Below are 17,909 nucleotides of genomic sequence, written 5' to 3'. Positions count from 1 at the left end.
CAGCGGCACAGTGCCCTGGCAGCTCGACGCCGCAGCTCGACGCCGTCGCGCCGCCCGCCGGAACCCGGATCAGCCGCCCAGCAGCCCGATCGCCGCGGTGACGACCAACGCCGAGCGGTGCGCGGCGTCGTCCACGTGGGTGCGGAACTCGGTGCCGTCGGGCGCGCACAGGTCGGACACGGCCCGCACGGAGACGAAGTCCACGCCGAAGTTGTGGCAGAGCTGGGCCAGCGCGGCGGACTCCATGTCGACGGCGAGCATGTCGGGGAAGTCGGAGCGGAGCTGGTGTGCCAGGTCGGTGGTCACGAACTTCTCGCCGGACCCGATGACGCCCTCGCGCAGCACCTGCTGCTCACCAGTGCCAGTGCCTGTCCCCGCCACCGTGCCTGCCCCGCCGCGGACGGCGTCGGCGAGCGCGGGGGCGGCGTCGTACGCCTCCGGCATGCCCGGCACCTGGCCGAGCACGTAGCCGAAGGCGCGCGCGTCGGCGTCCGCGTTGACGAGCCGGGTGCCGACCACGACGTCGCCCACGGCGACGTCCTTGCCGAGACCACCGGCGCTGCCCGCGCTGATCAGCGGCACGCCCGTGCCGTACCGGAGGATCGCGGCCGCGGCGGCGGACGTCGTGTTGACGAAGCCGATGCCGCTGCGCACCAGGAGGACGGTCCGGCCGCCCAGCGTGATCAGGCGCTGCTCGGCGAGGCCGACCCGCTCGGCCTCCCCGACGTCGGACGCGAGGGAGAGGAACGGCGCGGCCTCGTCGTCCATCGCGACCAGGACGACGGCGACGGGAGCAACATCAGCAGGACCATCAGCAGGACCGACGGCGGAAACACCAGTGTGCTCGGCGCTCACCGGTCCGCGCCGCCGGTCTGCTCCGGTGTCAGCGGCGAACCGTCGATCGGGGTGCCGGGCAGCGGCGCGCCAGGCCGGTTGATGCCGACGGCAGCGTCTCGGGCTGCGGCCTCACGGACGGCCGCGTCGCGGGCGGCGGCGTCCCGGGCCGAGGCGTCGCCCGGCGCCTCCGTGGCGTAGACCTCCGACCACACGCCGCGGGCCGACAGGAACGCGGAGGCCGCCTCCTGCGCGCCGATCAGCGTGTGGTTCGCGCCCCAGCCGCACTGCACCTCGTTCGCGGCGGGTACCTCGCTGGCCGCGACGATGTCGCGCAGGGTCGCGTCGATGAGGGCGAGCACGTCGTCGTAGGCGGGCTCGCCCTGCAGCATCAGGTAGAAGCCGGTCTGGCAGCCCATGGGGGAGAAGTCCAGGACGGCGTCGGAGTGGTTGCGCGAGTGCTCGGCGAACAGGTGCTCCAGGGAGTGCACCGTGGGCATCTCGAGGTGCGCGACGTTGGGCTGGGTGAACCGCACGTCGTACTTGACGATGACGTCGCCGTGCGGGAGCTCCTTGCGGTCCGCGAGGCGCACGTACGGCGCGGCCACGGCGCGGTGGTCCAGGTTGAAGGACTCGACGTTCATACGGGGCGCTGGGGAGGAAGCTGACTCGGTCACGGCAAGAGCCTATGCCGTTCCGGGCCGCGTACTACGCTGCTTCGCGTGAGCAGCAGCGACACCCCCGCGCCCGACGTCCCGGCCACGGCCGACCCAGGCCCAGCCGCCCCGTCCGACGAGCGGCCCACGCTGGCCCAGGTGGTCGGCGCCCTGGACGGCCTCTACCCGCCGTCGACGGCGGAGGGGTGGGACGCCGTCGGCCTCGTGGCCGGCGATCCGGCCGCCCCGGTGCGCAAGGTCCTCTTCGCGGTCGACCCGGTGTCCGCCGTCGTCGACCAGGCCCTGGACTGGGGCGCCGACCTGCTGGTCACCCACCACCCCCTGTTCCTGCGCGGCACCAGCTCCGTGGCCGCCACGACCTTCAAGGGTTCCGTGGTGCACCGGCTGCTCACGGGCGGCTGCGCCCTGCACGTCGCGCACACCAACGCCGACGCCGCCCCGCGCGGCGTCGCCGACGCCCTCGCGGACCTGGTCGGCATCACCGACCGGCACCCGCTCGAGGTGAGCGGCACGGCTTCGGACGACGACGCCGGGGCCCGCGGCATCGGCCGCGTCGGCCGGCTCGCCGAGCCCACCACCCTCGCCGCCTTCGCCCGCCGGGTCGCCGCCGCGCTGCCCGCCACCGCCCAGGGCATCCGCTTCTCCGGCGACCCGGACGCCACGGTGACCACGGCCGCCGTCCTCGGCGGGTCCGGCGACGGCTACTTCGACGCCGTCCGCGCCGCCGCCGCCGACGTCTACGTCACCTCCGACCTGCGCCACCACCCCGCCTCCGAGCTGCGCGAACGCGCCGAGTTCGAGTCCCGCGCGGCCGGCGCCCCCGGGCCGGCGGGCACCCCGTTCCTCGTGGACACCGCCCACTACGCCAGCGAGTGGCCGTGGCTGCGCTATGCCGTCGAGGACCTCGCCGCGGCGCTCGCGGCCGACGGCCTCGCGGTCGAGGCCCGCGTCAGCGAGCTCGTCACCGACCCCTGGACGGGCCAGGTCCCGTCCCGCTGACCCTCCCCAGCCCCGCGAAGCCTCCCCACCCCCGCACGTGTCAGACGCTCAGGTCCCCCGGGTGACCTGAGCGTCTGACACGTCGCTCGGGCCTGGCGCGGTCCCGGCGCGAGCCCCGCCCGCGTGCGCCCGCGCCGTCGGTCGCGGGGTAGCGTTGGACCACCCCCAGATCACGACCGAGAGGACGCCTCCCGTGGCTACTGCACCACCCGAAGACCAGCGCAGGCTGCTGGAGGTCCAGGCGCTCGACACCCGCGCTCAGCAGCTCGCCCACCAGCGCAAGAGCCTGCCCGCGCTCACGCAGCTGACCGAGCTCGACGGCCGGATCGCCGACCTGCGCGCCTCGCTCGTCGAGTCGCGGACCCGGGTGGCCGACCTCAAGCGCGAGCTCACCAAGGCGGAGGGCGACGTCGAGCAGGTCCGCAACCGCGCCGCACGCGACCAGCAGCGCCTGGACACGGGCAGCGTCACCGCCAAGGACGCCGTCGCGCTCACCGACGAGCTCCGCTCCCTCGCCGCGCGCCAGTCGGCGCTCGAAGAGGTCGAGCTGGACGTCATGGAGCGTCTCGAGGCCCACGAGGACGCCCTGGCCAAGGTCGAGTCCGCGAACGACGAGCTCGTCGCCGAGAAGACCAAGGTCGAGGGCGAGCGCGACGCCGGCTGGGCCGACCTCGACGCGCAGGTCGCGGCGCTCGCGGCCAGCCGGGTGACGACGATCGACGGGCTCGACGCCGGTCTGGTCAGCCTGTACGAGAAGATCCGCACGCAGCTCGGCGGCACGGGCGCGGCGGTGCTGAACGGCAACCGCTGCGACGGCTGCCGCATGGACCTGCCGCCGGTCGACCTGGACAAGATCCGCAGCGCGGCGCCCGACGCCGTCGTGCGCTGCGAGGAGTGCGGCCGCATCCTGGTGCGCGTCGCGTCGCCGACGGGCGCTGCCGCCGGATGAGTTCCGCGGGAGCAACCCCGCGCCTGGACGCCGCCCTTCCGCTCACCGTGGTCCTCGTGCGGCACGGCGTGACCCCGCTGACGGAGGCCGGCGTCGGCTCCGGGTCGGACGTCCCGGGCCCCGCGCTGAGTCCTCACGGCAGGATTCAGGCCGCCCAGGCCGCGGACGCCGTGTTCCGCATCGGCCGCGCGCCCCGGGCCGGGGCGCGCTCGTCGGGCGGCATGCGCGGCGGCGGCCTCTGGCCGGACCTGCCTCGTCCGACGGCGCTCGTCGCGTCCCCGGCGGTGCGCGCCCAGGAGACGGCGGCCGCCGTCGGACGCCGCCTCGGGCTGCACGTCACCACCGACGACCGGTTCGCCGAGTTCCGGTTCGGGAAGTGGCAGGGGCGTACCGCGCAGGAGGTCGAGCAGGACTGGCCGGGGGACCTGGAGCGGTGGCGCTCGACCGGCACCTTCGCGCCGCCCGACGGCGAGTCGTACGCGCAGCTCGGCGCCCGCGTGTGGGACGGCCTGACCGACCTGCTGGCCGGGGGCGTGGACCGCACGGTCGTGGTGGTGGGGCACGCCGGGCAGATCCGGACCGCCGTCGGGCAGGCTCTCGGGGCACCCGCCTCCCACTGGTCGCGGCTGCGCATCCCGCCCGCGTCGCTGTCGGTGCTGCGCCTCTGGGCGGACGGCACCACCGAGGTGACCGCCGTCGGCGTGCCTACCGACGGCTGAGCGCGCCCCGGGCAAAGGCCGGCGCGAGCGGCACCAGGGCGAGTACGAGGACGGCGGGCAGGGCGAACCCGAGCCGCAGGTTGTCGGCGCCGACGAAGCCGGTGAGCACCGCGCCGAGCAGCGCGCCCACGTAGTTGAACTGGTTGAAGCGCGCGATGACGGCGTCGGTCCGGGCGCGGTCGGGCTCGGCCGACGTCGTCCCGTCCGCCGGGGTGCCGTCCGTCGTGGCGTCGCCGGCAGCCGGGCCGTCCGCCGTCGGCCCCGCCGCGATGCGGCCCGCCGCCGAGAAGCTGAGCGGGGCCACCAACGCGACCGCCGCGCCGAGAACCGTGAAGCCGGCGACCGCGACCTGCCAGGTCGGCGCCAGGGCCACCAGCGCCAGGGCCCCGCTGGCGACGACCGCGCCGATCCGGAGCAGCGGCGTCACCCCGAACCGGGTCACGAGCGCTCCGCCGGCCAGCCGCACCACGATCGACGTCACGAGGTAGGGGAAGGTCGCGAGGGCCACGAGGTTGCCGGGCGCGTCGAACGACCGCGCCAGGTAGACGGGTCCCCAGGTCGAGGCCGTGGTGTCGACCATGTAGAACACGACCAGCCCGGCGCCCACGAGCCAGATCGGCTTCCACGGGACCGGCGCGGGGACGGGTGCGGCGTCCGACGGCGCGGCCTGATGAGGGGGAGCGACGCCCACCCCCGGCCCGACGTCGGCCCCGGGCGCGACCCGCGGGACGAAGCGCGCGAACGCGATCGCCAGCGGCACGACCGCGACGAACGCGCCCACCTCGGGGGAGAGGCGCCCCGTGGCGAGGGCGATGGCGGCGGCGATGATGCCGCCGGTTGTCCAGTACCCGTGCGACGACGGCAGGATGGGGCGGCCGTACCGGTGCTCCAGGTCGACGGCCTGCATGTTGGAGGTCGCGTCGACCAGACCGAGCGCGATCCCGTAGAGCGCCACCCCGCCGACGAAGAAGCCGACCGCGGGGGCCAGCGTGATCGCCGGGACGGCGACGACCATCAGCGCGAGCCCGAGCCGGAGCATCGGCGCGCTGCCGACGCGGTGCGCGGCGCGCTCGGCGACCAGCGATCCGACACCGGCGAGCAGCACCATCATGAGCAGCAGCAGGGAGAGCGCCACCTCGTCGAGCCCCCACTGCTCCAGGAACCGCGGCAGCCGGGTGGTGAGGCTGATGAAGACGAAGCCCTGCGCGAAGAACGCCGCGGCGACTGCGATCCTGGCGCCCGTCAGGCTGCTGATCCTCATGACCGCACATCCAACCGGTCGGTAGGCATCAGCGCCAGGGTTGCGGCCCACCTGGCCCCGGACATCACCTTCGAGACCTAGGTTTCTTCGCTTTCGGCGGCCCCAAAGCGAAGAAACCTAGGTCTCGAAGGGAAGGTGCCATCAGCGGGGAGGGTGCCAGCGGGGAGACGGCCAGCCGGAACCAGCAGGGACGACGCCGGGGCCCTCAGGCCAGGACCAGCTCCAGCGTTCGCGGGCCGCGGGGCTTGCCGTCCAGCAGGTTCGCCTCGATCAGCGTCTGGTCCTTGCCCGAGCCGATCTCCGTGAGCACCACCGACCCGACCAGCTCCTGGGCGGCCTTGAGCACGTCCTCGCTGGTCCGGGCCTCGTGCTCGCGGCGCAGCAGGTGCCCGGCCAGCACCCCGCGGGTGTGCTTGGCGTTGTGCGACACGACGGTCCGCTTCCCGTCGGTCTCGCGCAGCACACGCACCTCGACCCACTCGGCGGGCGGCGTCCCGTCGGCGCCCACCCCGACAGTCCGCGGCTTCCACGCCGCGACATAGGTCGCCGACCGGCAGTCGACGACGACGTCGCCCGCGGCCCGCGCGTCGAGCACCTCCGCGAGGGCGGGCTTCCAGAACGTGGCGAGCCGGCCGGCGTCGGGCAGGCCGACGCCCATGCCGAGCCGGTAGGCGGGGATGCGGTCGCCGGGCGCGACCACGCCCCACAGCCCCGAGAAGGTGAGGACGCTGGCCTGGGCGCGCCGCGCGGCGGCGTCGGGCAGGGTGGCCAGGCCGGCCGCCGTGTACAGGACGCCCGTGTAGACCTCGGCCGCGGGGGCCGCCGGCGCCTCGTGGAGCGTGGTGTTGCGCGCCACCTCGTCGGCGAGCCCGTCGCTGACGCCGAGTGCCGCCGTCGCCCCGGGCCGCGCGCTGACCTGGGCCAGCTCCGCCAGCACCTGCCGACGTCGGGCGGTGAGCTCCGGGTGGGCCAGGGCGGTCAGGTCGAGGGGCGCGGCGCCGTCGGGCGCGGGCGTCTTGCCCTCGGAGGGCGGCAGGAGCAGGAGCACCCGCCTAGCCTAAGTCGCCGTCCGGGTAGGTCGCCCGGGCCGGCCCACTAGGTTGGCGGGCATGGCGCAGGTCAAGGTGTACGGGAACCGGTCGGTCTGGGGCGAGCGGCGCGCGGAGGTCTCCGACGCGCTGCACGAGGCGCTCGTGCGCACCTGGCAGCTCCCCGCGGAGAAGCGGTTCCACCGCTTCCTCCTGCTGGACGACGGCGACCTGGTCGCCCCGCGCTCGGACGCCTACCTGGTCGTCGAGATCGTCTGCTTCACCGGCCGCAGCCGCGAGGCCAAGCGCGCGCTGATCGCCACCCTGTACGACGACGTCGCGCCGCGCCTCGGGCTGTCCGCGGACGACCTGGAGATCGTGATCCTGGAGAGCCCGCGCGAGAACTGGGGCATTCGCGGGGTGTCGGGCGACGAGCTCGCGCTGAGCTATCGCGTGGACGTGTGACGGCGTTGTCTAACCGGCTGCCGTGGCGAGCGGGATGGAGGGTTGACGGTACTCTTTCTCCTGCGGACGAGTCGGTCGGGCGGTCGCGTCGGGCACCCTCGGGTGCCCGCCGAGGAACGTCCGGGCTCCACAGGGCAAGGTGGTGGTTAACAGCCACCCGGGGTGACCCGCGGGACAGTGCCACAGAAAACAGACCGCCCTCGGTCTCCGGACCGGGGGTAAGGGTGAAACGGTGGTGTAAGAGACCACCAGCGCCGCCGGTGACGGCGGCGGCTAGGTAAACCCCACCTGGAGCAAGGTCAGACAGGCTGTGTTCGAGGGCTGCTCGCCCGATTCTCCTCGCGAGAAGCACAGCCGGGTAGACCGCTCGAGCCCTGCGGCAACGCAGGGCCTAGATGGATGACCGTCGCCCGCGCGGGGGCAACCGCGCGCGGGAACAGAACCCGGCGTACAGACCGGCTCGTCCGCTTTTAAGGCCCTGACCTGCATCGGAGCATCAGTCGGAGGCTTCCAGGGGCGAGATCACGTTCGCAGTTGCGCCATGGTCGCCTGGCCTGAAGGCCGTGGTGATACCAGTAGGTGTCCAGGGTCTCACTCGCGTCCTTGTGGCCAGTCGTGCCTGAACCGCCTTGACGGGACGCGCCGACCGCCATGGCGACGGGTGCCGCGAGTTCCGGTCCGGCACCTCGCTCGGGCCGACCGGAATGCTGACGATCGTCTCGGGCGCGCTTCCCGGGGCCAGCATTGTCGCTGGCCCCGCCGGCCTTTCGTCGACGAGGAGCCGCTACCTCGCGTCGGCAAGGGTGATCCGGCGCCGCAGGGCCTGGGCTAGTGGTGCTTCCCACACGTCGGTGCCCTCCGTCGGATCGGGACCGTCGTGCGGAAGCCGGGCCATCGTCTGCTTGGTGACGCGGATAGCCTCCCGGTCGCGCCGGGCGATGCGCCGGGCCAGGCGCTTGGCCTCGGCCCACACGTTCTCGGTCGGGACGACGGATTGCACGAGCCCGCCCTCCAGCGCCTCCTGGGCGTTGACGGCATCGCCGAGCAGCAGCATCGCGCGGGACCGGCCGGAACCGATCTCGGCAACCAGGCGGTCCAGCACCTCGCTCGGACCCACCGGGATGCTGACGACCGTCTCGGGCGCGCGGAACCGTGCGTCCTCGGCGGCCACGCGCAGGTCGCTCGCGACCGCCAGCCCGAGCCCTGTTCCGGCGACGTTGCCGTGCAGCGCCGCGACTGTCACCGCCGGGCAGGTGCGCCAGGCGCGCAGCACCTCGTCGCTGAGCTCGACGAGGTTCCGGTAGCCGTCGGGGTCGTTGGTGGCGAGCTGGCCGAGCTCGTCCAGGTCGCCGCCTATGCAGAAGTGGCTCCCTTCGGCGCGCAGCACGACGGCGGCGACGTCGTCGGGCAGCGTCGTGAGCACGTCGCCCAGGGCGGTCAGCGTCGCTCGGTCGAGCCGGTTGTCGCCGTCGGGTCGCGTGAGGGTCACCACCAGCACGGCGTCCTCGCGGTTGACCACGACGGGTCCGGCGGCGGACGCGCTCTCACCAGCGGCCACCGCCGCACCAGCACCCGCGGTCGCGGCTGGACGGGGTCGCCGCCGTACCGGCACCGAACGTGTTCCGCGGAAGGCGAGGGTCTCGTCGTAGCCCACTGGCCCGGCGAGCTCGAGATCGAACCGCTGCAGCACCTCGGGGAACAGTGTCGTCGCTTCCAGACGGGCCAGCGGCGCGCCTAGGCAGTAGTGCATGCCCACGCCGAAGGCGAGGTTGCGGCGGGGTGGGCGCGAGAGGTTCAGGTCGTGCGGCGAGTCGTAGGCGTCGGGGTCGTGGTTGGCCGCGGCGACCACGGCGTGCACGATCTGCCCGGCTGTCACCGGGATGCCGCCCGGCAGCTCCGTGTCCTGCGCCGCGTACCGGGTCATGAGCTGTACGGGCGATACGAAGCGAACCAGCTCCTCGACGGCGCCGTGCACGGCTTCCGGGTGCTCGAGCATCCACGTGGCCTGGTCGGGCCGGCGCAGGAGCTGCACCACGCCGTCGGACAGCAGGGACGTCGTCGTCTCGAGGCCCGCCTCGATCATGACGTTGAGCTGGGAGCCGGCCACCGCGCGCACCGCGGGGTCGGTCTCTGTGTCGAGCCACATTCCCAGCGGGGAGTCCTCCGGGAGCCGGGGTCTGGGCTGGGCGACGAGCTGTTCCCAGTACGCGTTCCACAGCTTGCCCGCGCGGTCGGCCTGCGCCATCCGCGCCTTGCTCGGCGCGAGGTCGTGCACGTTCGAGAGCTTGCGGCTCATCTCGCACAGCAGCGGGATGTCCTCGCGCGGCAGCCCGAGAACGATGCAGAGCACCGCCATGGGCAGCCGGTCGCCGACCAGGGCCCCGAAGTCCGCCTCGCCGTCGGCGCGCAGCACCGCATCGAACCGGTCGAGGTACTCGTGGACGGTCTGGACGATCTGCGGTGTGAGGTCAGCGACCGACTGCGGCGAGACGAACGAGCCAAGGCTGCGGCGCAGCCCGGCGTGCCCGGGCGGGTTGGTGCCGAGCGCGGAGTCGTGCAGGAACTTCAGGCCCGGGTGCCGCACCCACGTCGGCTGGCGCGCGGTGCGCCAGGCGGCGTCCACGGTGCGCCAGCCGGATCCGCTGAGCACCTCGTGGCTCGCGCCGTGCGAGGTGACCATCCAGGCTCCCCACGGCATGCGTACCGCCGGGCCCATGGCCCGCAGCTCGTCGTAGACGGCGTGGGGGTCGGCGCGCCCTTCGGGCGTGCTCAGGTGCCGGATCAGCTTGGTCACACGGCGGCGGGACTCGCGGTCCGAACTGGCTGCGACGGCGTCTGTCGTCTTCCGGGATCTACCGGTGTGGTCAGGCACTGGGGGGCTCCTTCTTCAGCCAAGACACCATCTCGTCTGCCGACGGACAAGGTTAAACATAACGTGCATACCGGGCAGAACATTCGACCCTTGCGGGTCGCTGTGTGATCATTGCGTAAAGAAGTGACTATGAGGCGGCCATGTTGCGGTGTGGGTAGTCTTGTGCGCCGTTGGCGCAGCCTGGCAGCCTCGGCAACCGCCTGCCACGCCGACCCCGGTGTCGAAGACCTTCTGTCGGTTCGTCACGAACGACACCGTTATTGCCGGGTCGGTCGGCGGAGAGGTGCGACGCCTCGGGGAGGCTGCGGTGGACGAGGTCGAGTCCTGGGTGCGCACCGGGACGTTCCGTACGCCGGTGCACCCGGAGACCCGACGGCGAACCCCGCGCGGGCACGGCGCACGAAGACTTGCGTGAACGGCAAGGCGCACCTCGATGCCGTCTGACGCTCCAGGGGCAGGTCAGACGCGGGCAGGCGTGCGGGCGGCCTGGCGCTCGGGAGTGAACGTCACCGGTAGCGTGGACGGGTAGCGCGACCACGGCGATGGCGCCCACTTCACCACCGGGTCGGTGAGCCTCAGGTCGAGCCGCTCCATGAGGCTCTCCACCGCGATCTTGACCACGAGCCGCCCGGGGCGCTTGGCGGGGCACGCGTGCGGCCCGACGCCGAAGGACAGGTGCGACCGGTTGCCCGCCTCGAAGAGGTCGTCGCTGGTGCGTACCCGCGGGTCGTTGTTCGCGGCGGCCACGCCCATCACTATCGCGTCACCGGCGCGGATCTGGGCGGTGCCGAGGGTGCAGTCGGTCACGGCGTACCGGGCGGGCAGGTTCGCCACGGGCGGCTCGCTCCACAGCGTCTCGTCCATCGCGTCGTCCAGGCCGCGGCGCACGCCGGTGACGCGACCGGTGTACCGGGGGTCGGTGAGCATGCGGCGAAGTGTGGTCGCGATCCAGGTCACGAGCATCTCGTTGGCCGCGCAGATCGCGATCACCATGGAGTGCACGATCTCGGTGTCGTCCTCGAAATTCGGGTGCTCGATGAAGCTGGTGGTCAGGTTCGGGCCTGGCTTCGCCCGGGTCGCGATGACGTGGTCCAGCACGATCTGGTCCATCCGGACCAGGGCTGACACGGGATCGCCGCCGTGCCCGAAGATCTCGCTCGCGCAGCGCAACAGGTCGATCCCCTGCTGCTCGTCGAACCCGAACATGCCCGACACCGCCAGGAACGACACCGCCGCCGCATACTCGCCCATCAGGTCCGCACTGCCCTTTGCGGCGAACGAGTCGATGAGCCGGCCGCAGACGACGCGCACGAGCGCTGCCGTCCGGACCTCGTCCATGTCGGCGAACGCCTCGTCCACCGGGAGCCGCAGCCGCCGGTGCTCCGCGCCGTCCGAGAAGTACAGGTTCCGCCGTCCGGTCGGGGACAGGATGGCGTGCAGGGTCGACTGCGGTGGTAGCTGCTCTCGCCAGTGCCGTGGGTTCCGGGCGAAGACGCTCTCGGTGCGCATCACCTCCATGACCTCGGCGTGCCCCAGCACGAGCCAGCCCGGTACGCCTGGCTCCAGGTCCACGGGGGCCACCGGCCCCCACTGGTCCTGCAGCTTGCGCAGTGCCGCAGTCATGTCCTCCGCACCGGTCAGGTCCACCAGCGCGACCCGGCCCTCGCTCCGCTGCGGTTCCAGGTCAGGCATGCTTCTCCACCCGTCGACACTCATCTAAATTATCCATCGAAATATGGGGCGACCTGCGTAGACGCCCGACCCGGCGTTTCTATCACGGGCAGCAGAGAACACGAAACACGCGGCGTTCTTCCCCACGGCGGCCAGGTCCGGGCTCATCGCCGTCGCGAACGCCAGCACCCGGAACGCCTCTCGCGAGACCCCCGCTCTGTTCATGACCGCTCAGGGCCAGCTCGACCCCATCCTGTGGTGGCCTGCGGTCCGCTCCGGTAGAACGATCGCTATGAGCTCGGTGGCGAACGTCATGATCTCGGTCGATGTGGACGACACCGAGAACGTGGAGGCGCTGAGCGAGTGGCTGCGGACAGAACCCCCCCCCGCCGGTCGAGTCCCGCTCGCACCGAGCGAGGACGACGAGGTCCGCACCCAGAGTGCGATTGCTGCGCGGTGCGGCGACTACGCCGTGAGGCGATCCGCTTCTGCCAGCAGCAGCTCGCCGAACGGCTGAAAGCCGATGCTGTAGGCGTAGACGCCGCTGAACACCCGGTGGATGGTTCCCCATTCCCAGATGGCGGTGGCGTCCACGCCGGTGCGCGATGCCAGTCGCTCGGTCCGCGCCCGGAGGTCGTCGCCGAGGTCCGGGTTGCAACGCACGATGGTGCCGAGATCGCACGCCGGTTCGGCCCGCAGCCCGGCTGGATCGATGAGCTTGTAGCTGCCGTCACTCGCCTGCAGGGCGTTCAGCTCGTGGATGTCGCCGTGAACCAGAACAGCGGATCGATCGTCGTGGGCACGGCGACGACGGTTCATACATTCCAGCGCGTCCGCCACGGTGGCCGGCGAACACGGCCGCCCGGCCTGCTCCCAGAGTCCTGGTAGCCGGTGGGCGTCCTGCTCAGCCAGTTCCGCGCCGGTCGGAAGGTCGATGTCGGGGCCGACCGGACGCCACAGCCGAACCGCCACATCGCACAGCAAGCTGTGACGGCTGACCGGGTCGGCCACGATGTCGTGCATGGGAGCCCCGAGGCGCTCCAGCAGAAGGGCTTGCCGATCCATGTCCTCGCCCAACAGCTCGGCGCATCCCTCGCCGTCCGCGAGGCGGAGCAGCGTGGCCTCCGGGCCGATGTCCCGACCCGGCACGCCGATCTTGAGGACCGCCGGCGTTCCGTCGACCAGCGTCGCCTCGACGACCAGGGCGACGTGACCGCCCGCGAGGCTGGACCCGATCGTCAGCGACCACTCCTGGGCCAGTGAGTCGACCATGTCCGGGAGTTCGTCCAGCCAGGACTCGTTCCCGCCGGCTACGACCGTCTTGCGGACCTGTTCGGGAACGTCGAGGATCACACCGCCACGCTAGCCCGTACGGCCACGGTGGCGTACGGACCGGCTCGTCCGATTCAAGGCTCGCACACGGAGTGTCAGTGGGTGCTGGCACGATGCCGGCCATGCCAGTTCCCGACGTGATCCCCATCGCCCACGAACCCGACTACCGGACTGCCACGATCGGCCGGTACGACGGTGGGCAGTTCTTTGCGTCCCTCACCTACGCGTTCCGTGACGGGTACAACGCGACATGGGGCGACTGGCGGGATCACAAGCTCGCCTTCGCTGTGCTGCACCGGTTCGACGACGACGGACGCCATGTCGAGTCAGAGATCCTTACTGGCGGCACCGTCCGTGAGGAGCGGGACGGCGTCACCGTCACACCGGGGTTGGAGGAGTGGCTCGATGATCGGCTCGACGCGCTCTCAGGGCGCGAGTTCCGCAGTATCGCGATCCGTCCGTTTCAGACCACGCACGACGGAGTCCTGTTCGGGCTGGTCCTCGAGCGCCACGGCGAGGGCACAGGTGCTGACGATTGGGCCGAGCTCTATCCGGATGGGCTCGGCTTCCATGAACCCTGGGACGGCTTCTACGACACCTGAGTCGCTGGCGTGCTCGGACTCAGCGTGCGGGCGTCCGTTGCGGCCGCAGGATTGACGCGTCGTCGCTGACCAGGGCGACGGCCACTCCGTGCTTGGCGGCCAGCATGGTGAAGGCGGCTCTTGCGGTCCTGGCTTGGCTCCAGGAGAACGTCCCGTAGACCAGCGAGGTGCCGATGCTGTAGTCCGTCATCCGGCTTTCGAGTTCCGGGTCGCGACGCAGGTCCTCGTCCGTGACCGCGTCCGGACCGTTCATCGGCGGGAAGGCCTGGATCAGCTCGCCGTAGAAGGACCGGAGATCCGGCGTCGTCACATCCGGGTCGTCGTACGAGTGGTCCTCGGACCACTGGGACTGCTCGTCCCACCACGCGGGGAAATCGCCGTCGGCGACCACTGCGGGGTCGAACGCGAGGAGGTCGTAGCTCATGGGCACACCGTAGCGACACCTTCGGTCGCTCGGCTTGGACGATGCGTAAAGTATCCGAGACTCTCCGTTATTCATCGTACTCGGCTGGATGCCTACATTGGGTGTCGCGGGCGAACCAGCCCGCGACAACCGCCCGGTGGACGGGCAGAGAGAGGAAGCACCGTGTCCGAGTTCGACATCAAAGAGTTCTACGGCCGCTACGTCGACGTGATCAACTCGCACCAGTGGGACCGCGTGGGTGAGTTCATGGCCGATACCGTCGTGGCCCACGGGGTGTCAGTCACGCGCGAACAGGGGATCGCGAACTTCGCGAGCATCACGGACGCCATCCCCGACCTCACGGTCGAGGTGAAGCAGACCGTGTACGCCGGCGACACCATCGGCACCCACGCTGTGCACCGCGGCACGCCCGTGCAGGAGTGGCTCGGCGTGCCGCCGAACGGCAAGCCGATCGAGGTGCACGAGATCACGACCTACAAGGTCGAGAACGGCAAGTTCGTGCAGATGTCCAACGTCTGGGACCTCGAGACCCTCAAGCGGCAGCTCTCGAACTGAGCACGGGAGACAGCCTCGCCTGAGATGCCCAACGCCCCGACCTCTCGGGGCGCTGGGCATCAGTGCGGAGGCGTGCCGAGAGGCCTGACCAGCGAGGCGACGTCACGCACTAGTGCCTCTCCGTCATGTCGGGGCTCGGCGTGCCTTGTGTCGCATGGGCCCGACAATGACACCGACGCAAATCGCAACTCCCCCAAGGAGAACAAGAATCGGAAAGACGATGTCACCAGGGTGCGCGAGGTGCGACAGGTCAGCCTCGGCAACCACCCAGTTGCTGTGGTCAGCGTCGTACCGCACGTCGAACTCGAAGTCGTACGGGGCGATGTTCGTATACCAGCCAGGGTCGAGGGACTCATCGACCGCACGAGTGGGGACAAGTAGTTCGACCGGCACTTGCTCCCGGTTCCCTTTCTGGTCGGGGACCTCGATCTCGGCGAACACCTCGTGCGACACCATGCTGCCCGACCTCGTGTCGAGGGTGATCAGGGCGTCCGACGCCGTCGTCAGCGATCCCGATGTCTGAAGGTGCGTAGCGATCGCTGCTGTTCGCGCGTCGGTCGCGCACAGCAGGACTCCTACTCCCGTCAGCACCAGGCCGCCCGCGAGCACAAGGTCTGCGAAACGGTTCGTTCGAGTTCGTTCCCGTGTCCGGGTCTCGATCCGGTCCAGCGCCTCCACGATCGCTTCGTCGACCTGTGATGCTTGGGTGCCATGGACGGCGATCTCATCGCTGTGATGGCCCATGGCTGATCGCACGGCACGGATCTTTTGTTCAGCTTCTACATGCGCGCGCACGGTTGGTCGTACCCAGCACGAGGTCAGCACAACTAGCACGCCGAACGCGATCCAGTAGCCGGTGATGTCGTTGCTGTAGACCCAGCGCTCGACATCCTCGACCGTCATGATGCGGCTGGTCGCGCGAGGGTGGTCAGGGTAGTAGTAGACGACGAAGATCCCGTCGTACGGGGGCGGTGCGGTGACCCATTTCCCGGTCGGTACGTCGTCTCTGTTCCAGTCGACATCTGTGAGCTCAACCGTACGGCTGCCGTCGGGAAACGTAATCGTGGCTCGGAACGTGGAGTCACAGCCCCGGCAGTCCCGGTAATAGACCTCAGCGTCGAACGCACCGGCGAAGTCGCCAACCTGGTAGAGGTCATGAGCCTGGTCGGACTTCGCCTGGCTCCAGATGCAGAACGTAAGCCAGACTCCTGACACGGTGAGACCCATGATCAGCATGAACATCGCGAGGTAGCCGACCTTCGAGAGTCCCTGGCGCGGCAGTAGCTGGGCCGCCTGGGCCCGGGGCACGCGATGTTTCTCCGAGGCCAAGTGCCTTCCAAATCGTGGCTGGGCTGCGTTGATGTGGTGAGGTTGAATCCTCGCGGGCTTGGGCCCGGGCGATCAACGCAGTCGGTCAGAGTTCACCCTCTGTCACCGGAGAATCGCGCTCAGCGCCTCGTCTCGTACCGGTTCATGACCACCCCTCCCGGAAACGTCCGCGTCTCCAGCAGGTTCAGGTTCACCCAGCTGTCCAGCGCGGAGTAGAACGGTGCGCCGCCGCCCACGAGGACCGGATGGGTGACGATCGCGTACTCGTCGATCAGCCCGGCCCGCATCGCCGCCCCGGCGAGTGTCGCGCCGCCGACCCGCATCGGCCCGCCGTCGTCGGCCTTGAGCCGGGTGATCTCGGCGACGGCATCGCCGTCGAACAGGCGGGTGTTCCAGTCGACCGTGTCGATCGTCGACGAGAACACCACCTTCGGCGTGTCCCGCCAGTTCCGCGCGAACTCGACCTGCGCCGGGGTGGCGCCCGGCTGTTGGTCGCCCGTCGGCCAGTAGGAGCTCATGATCTCCCACAGCTTGCGCCCGTACAGGAACAGCTCGATGGCCCGCTCCTCGTCGAGCCACCACTGGAACAGCTCTTCGTTCGGCTCGCCCCAGCCGAGGTCGTCGCCGGCCGCGGCGATGTAGCCGTCCGCGCTCACGTTCATGCCGTAGAACAGTTTCCGCATGGCTCCATGCCTTCCGTCGGTCGTCTCCAGCCTGCAGCGCTGAGACCGGTATGGCGCGGGAAAGTCATCGGTGCGGTCGGGCTCTACTTCCGTCGATTCCCGGGCGGTTCGATGGCACGCTTCACCCCATGACCGACGAGACGTACGACAAGGCGGGCGGCGCCAAGAAGCCCGGCTCCACGGAGCAGGTCGTCCACGATTCGGCCGGCACTCTCGGGCTGGGGCTCGGGCTGACCATCGGGGGCACGGTTGTCCTCCTCGTCGTGGGCGTGCTCCGCTTCGTACCCAATGCCACGGCGTACGGGTTCTTCATGTTCTTCGGGGGCATCGCGGTCGTCGTCGGCGTGATTCAGACCGTCATCGGCGTCTACCAGCTCGCCCAGAACATCGACCGCATGGCCAAGGCAGTGCTCAAGAGGCAGCGGGACTAGCGAAGGCGGCGGAGTCGTGAGGCGAAGCAGCCGGAGGCGATAAGCGCGTAGGGGGTTCAAGTCCCCCTCCGGACGGACGCGACTCGCTGCCCCAAATCGCTAGCCTGTCCGGGTGCTGATCGAGCGAGTGAGCGTCCGACCCGCCCTGGTCGAGGACGGCGCCTGGCCGTGGACCGTGCCCGCCGTCGCCGAGATCGCCGCGCGCGGCGTGCGGCTGACCAGCAGCATCGTGATCCTCATGGGCGCGAACGGGTCCGGTAAGTCCACCGTGCTCGAAGCGATCGCGGAGCAGTACGGCATCGACGTGCGGGGAGGCCACGGCGGCCGCAAGTACGCGAGCCAGCTCGAGCCGAGCCCCCTGGGTGAGGCACTCGTCCTGGACCGGACGATCGCCGGGGCCCGCATGCTCCGCCAGAAGGCGAAGGGCTTCTACCTGCGTGCCGAGACAGCCGCCGGGATGCTGGAGTTCATGACCGGAGCCGGGGTGAGCGGGTACGGCGACCGGCTGTCGACGGAGGTCAGCCACGGGGAGTCGTACCTCCAGGCGATCTCCGGCAGGTTCGACGGCCCCGGCCTCTACCTGCTCGACGAGGCCGAGGGGCCGCTGTCGTTCGAGTCGACCCTGCAGCTCCTGTACCGGCTGCAGGACCTGGCCGCCGACCACGCCGCCCAGATCATCTACGCGACGCACTCGCCGCTGGTCGCCGCGATCCCCGGGGCGCAGATCCTGGAGATGACCGAGCACGGGATCGCCGAGCGCGAGTGGTCCGAGCTGGAGTCGGTCGCCCTCTGGAAGAGGTTCCTGGGGCGCCCGGGCACCTTCTTCGACGCCGAGTGACCCGCTGACATGAGCTGGGTGGCGAACGTGATGGTCTCGGTGGACATGACGGACAGGGAGAACGTCGAGGCGCTGAGCGGATGGCTGCGGACCGAAGCACCTCGGCTGTCGGGGCGCGAGGGGCGCGGGGTGGGTTACCTCAGCCCGCTGACCGACGTCGGAAGCGCGCAGTGGGGCGGGTGGAAGGCGCCGGAGTGCGAGGTCTGGGCCGGTGCGCTGAACCACGCGGACCTCGAAGCT

At 70.9% G+C, this 17,909-nt stretch carries 17 protein-coding genes, 1 other RNA gene and 1 pseudogene; 9 read left to right on the top strand and 10 right to left on the bottom strand.

Translation table 11 applies throughout. The features are described 5' to 3' along the window. Window positions 1-69 precede the first annotated feature (69 nt). Together mtnN and FHX71_RS15565 are read right to left on the bottom strand one after the other, a co-directional pair. The gene (mtnN, locus tag FHX71_RS15570) at window positions 70-855 is read right to left on the bottom strand and encodes a 5'-methylthioadenosine/S-adenosylhomocysteine nucleosidase (RefSeq protein ID WP_312877060.1); all 786 of its coding nucleotides are present in this window, start codon (window positions 853-855) and stop codon (window positions 70-72) included. Between the two features lie 173 nt (window positions 856-1,028). Continuing rightward, window positions 1,029-1,478: pseudogene (locus tag FHX71_RS15565) on the bottom strand (S-ribosylhomocysteine lyase); the annotation flags it as partial. A gap of 78 nt (window positions 1,479-1,556) precedes the next feature. On the opposite strand from FHX71_RS15565, the gene FHX71_RS15560 reads away from it, so the two are divergent. The 3 genes from FHX71_RS15560 (at window position 1,557) to FHX71_RS15550 (ending at window position 4,178) form a co-directional block, all read left to right on the top strand. After that, window positions 1,557-2,510: a Nif3-like dinuclear metal center hexameric protein gene (locus FHX71_RS15560; RefSeq protein ID WP_376770132.1), complete on the top strand. Its 954-nt coding sequence runs from the start codon at window positions 1,557-1,559 to the stop codon at window positions 2,508-2,510. Window positions 2,511-2,703: 193 nt separating this feature from the next. Next, entirely contained in the window at window positions 2,704-3,459 is a 756-nt protein-coding gene (locus FHX71_RS15555) for a zinc ribbon domain-containing protein (RefSeq protein ID WP_182617858.1), read from the top strand. Further along, window positions 3,456-4,178: a histidine phosphatase family protein gene (locus tag FHX71_RS15550; RefSeq protein WP_182617856.1), complete on the top strand. Its 723-nt coding sequence runs from the start codon at window positions 3,456-3,458 to the stop codon at window positions 4,176-4,178. Before FHX71_RS15555 ends, FHX71_RS15550 begins: the two co-directional genes overlap by 4 nt. Here FHX71_RS15550 and FHX71_RS15545 read toward each other — a convergent pair. After that, window positions 4,165-5,439, bottom strand: coding sequence for an MFS transporter (locus tag FHX71_RS15545; protein WP_182617854.1), 1,275 nt, complete (start codon window positions 5,437-5,439; stop codon window positions 4,165-4,167). The genes FHX71_RS15550 and FHX71_RS15545 overlap by 14 nt on opposite strands. 205 nt (window positions 5,440-5,644) lie before the next feature. Further along, window positions 5,645-6,487: a YaaA family protein gene (locus tag FHX71_RS15540; RefSeq protein ID WP_182617852.1), complete on the bottom strand. Its 843-nt coding sequence runs from the start codon at window positions 6,485-6,487 to the stop codon at window positions 5,645-5,647. Window positions 6,488-6,548: 61 nt separating this feature from the next. Here FHX71_RS15540 and FHX71_RS15535 point away from each other — a divergent pair, with 61 nt between their 5' ends. Further along, window positions 6,549-6,932, top strand: a complete 384-nt coding sequence (locus FHX71_RS15535) for a tautomerase family protein (RefSeq protein ID WP_182617850.1) — start codon at window positions 6,549-6,551, stop codon at window positions 6,930-6,932. A gap of 67 nt (window positions 6,933-6,999) precedes the next feature. Continuing rightward, window positions 7,000-7,399: RNase P RNA component class A (gene rnpB, locus FHX71_RS15530), an RNA gene on the top strand. 317 nt (window positions 7,400-7,716) lie between these two features. Here rnpB and FHX71_RS15525 read toward each other — a convergent pair. The 3 genes from FHX71_RS15525 to FHX71_RS15515 form a co-directional block, all read right to left on the bottom strand. After that, window positions 7,717-9,726 carry a cytochrome P450 gene (locus tag FHX71_RS15525; RefSeq protein ID WP_182617848.1) on the bottom strand — a complete coding sequence of 670 codons (2,010 nt, stop codon included), beginning with the start codon at window positions 9,724-9,726 and terminating at the stop codon, window positions 7,717-7,719. Window positions 9,727-10,263: 537 nt separating this feature from the next. After that, window positions 10,264-11,496 carry a cytochrome P450 family protein gene (locus tag FHX71_RS15520; RefSeq protein ID WP_182617838.1) on the bottom strand — a complete coding sequence of 411 codons (1,233 nt, stop codon included), beginning with the start codon at window positions 11,494-11,496 and terminating at the stop codon, window positions 10,264-10,266. A 444-nt stretch (window positions 11,497-11,940) separates the two neighbouring features. Continuing rightward, a complete protein-coding gene (locus FHX71_RS15515; protein ID WP_182617836.1) occupies window positions 11,941-12,828 on the bottom strand; it encodes an aminoglycoside phosphotransferase family protein in 888 nt (295 codons plus the stop codon). A gap of 101 nt (window positions 12,829-12,929) precedes the next feature. Here FHX71_RS15515 and FHX71_RS15510 point away from each other — a divergent pair, with 101 nt between their 5' ends. Then, window positions 12,930-13,409, top strand: coding sequence for a hypothetical protein (locus FHX71_RS15510; protein ID WP_182617834.1), 480 nt, complete (start codon window positions 12,930-12,932; stop codon window positions 13,407-13,409). 19 nt (window positions 13,410-13,428) lie between these two features. Here the strand turns inward: FHX71_RS15510 and FHX71_RS15505 are convergent, their stop codons facing one another. After that, window positions 13,429-13,833, bottom strand: coding sequence for a hypothetical protein (locus FHX71_RS15505; RefSeq protein WP_182617833.1), 405 nt, complete (start codon window positions 13,831-13,833; stop codon window positions 13,429-13,431). A gap of 162 nt (window positions 13,834-13,995) precedes the next feature. On the opposite strand from FHX71_RS15505, the gene FHX71_RS30075 reads away from it, so the two are divergent. Then, entirely contained in the window at window positions 13,996-14,388 is a 393-nt protein-coding gene (locus FHX71_RS30075) for an ester cyclase (RefSeq protein ID WP_182617831.1), read from the top strand. Between the two features lie 123 nt (window positions 14,389-14,511). Here FHX71_RS30075 and FHX71_RS15495 read toward each other — a convergent pair whose 3' ends face one another. Together FHX71_RS15495 and FHX71_RS15490 are read right to left on the bottom strand one after the other, a co-directional pair. After that, window positions 14,512-15,630: a hypothetical protein gene (locus FHX71_RS15495; RefSeq protein WP_182617829.1), complete on the bottom strand. Its 1,119-nt coding sequence runs from the start codon at window positions 15,628-15,630 to the stop codon at window positions 14,512-14,514. Window positions 15,631-15,836: 206 nt separating this feature from the next. Then, window positions 15,837-16,400 (bottom strand): dihydrofolate reductase family protein, encoded by a 564-nt coding sequence (locus FHX71_RS15490; protein WP_182617827.1) that lies wholly within the window; start codon window positions 16,398-16,400, stop codon window positions 15,837-15,839. Between the two features lie 128 nt (window positions 16,401-16,528). Here FHX71_RS15490 and FHX71_RS15485 point away from each other — a divergent pair, with 128 nt between their 5' ends. Together FHX71_RS15485 and FHX71_RS15480 are read left to right on the top strand one after the other, a co-directional pair. Further along, window positions 16,529-16,831 (top strand): hypothetical protein, encoded by a 303-nt coding sequence (locus tag FHX71_RS15485; RefSeq protein WP_182617825.1) that lies wholly within the window; start codon window positions 16,529-16,531, stop codon window positions 16,829-16,831. Between the two features lie 112 nt (window positions 16,832-16,943). Next, on the top strand, window positions 16,944-17,669 hold the full coding sequence (locus FHX71_RS15480; RefSeq protein ID WP_182617823.1) for an AAA family ATPase: 726 nt from the start codon (window positions 16,944-16,946) through the stop codon (window positions 17,667-17,669). Window positions 17,670-17,909 lie beyond the last annotated feature (240 nt).

This window comes from Promicromonospora sukumoe (assembly GCF_014137995.1).
Lineage (GTDB): Bacteria > Actinomycetota > Actinomycetes > Actinomycetales > Cellulomonadaceae > Promicromonospora > Promicromonospora sukumoe.
This window is presented reverse-complemented; position numbering and strand designations above follow the sequence as displayed.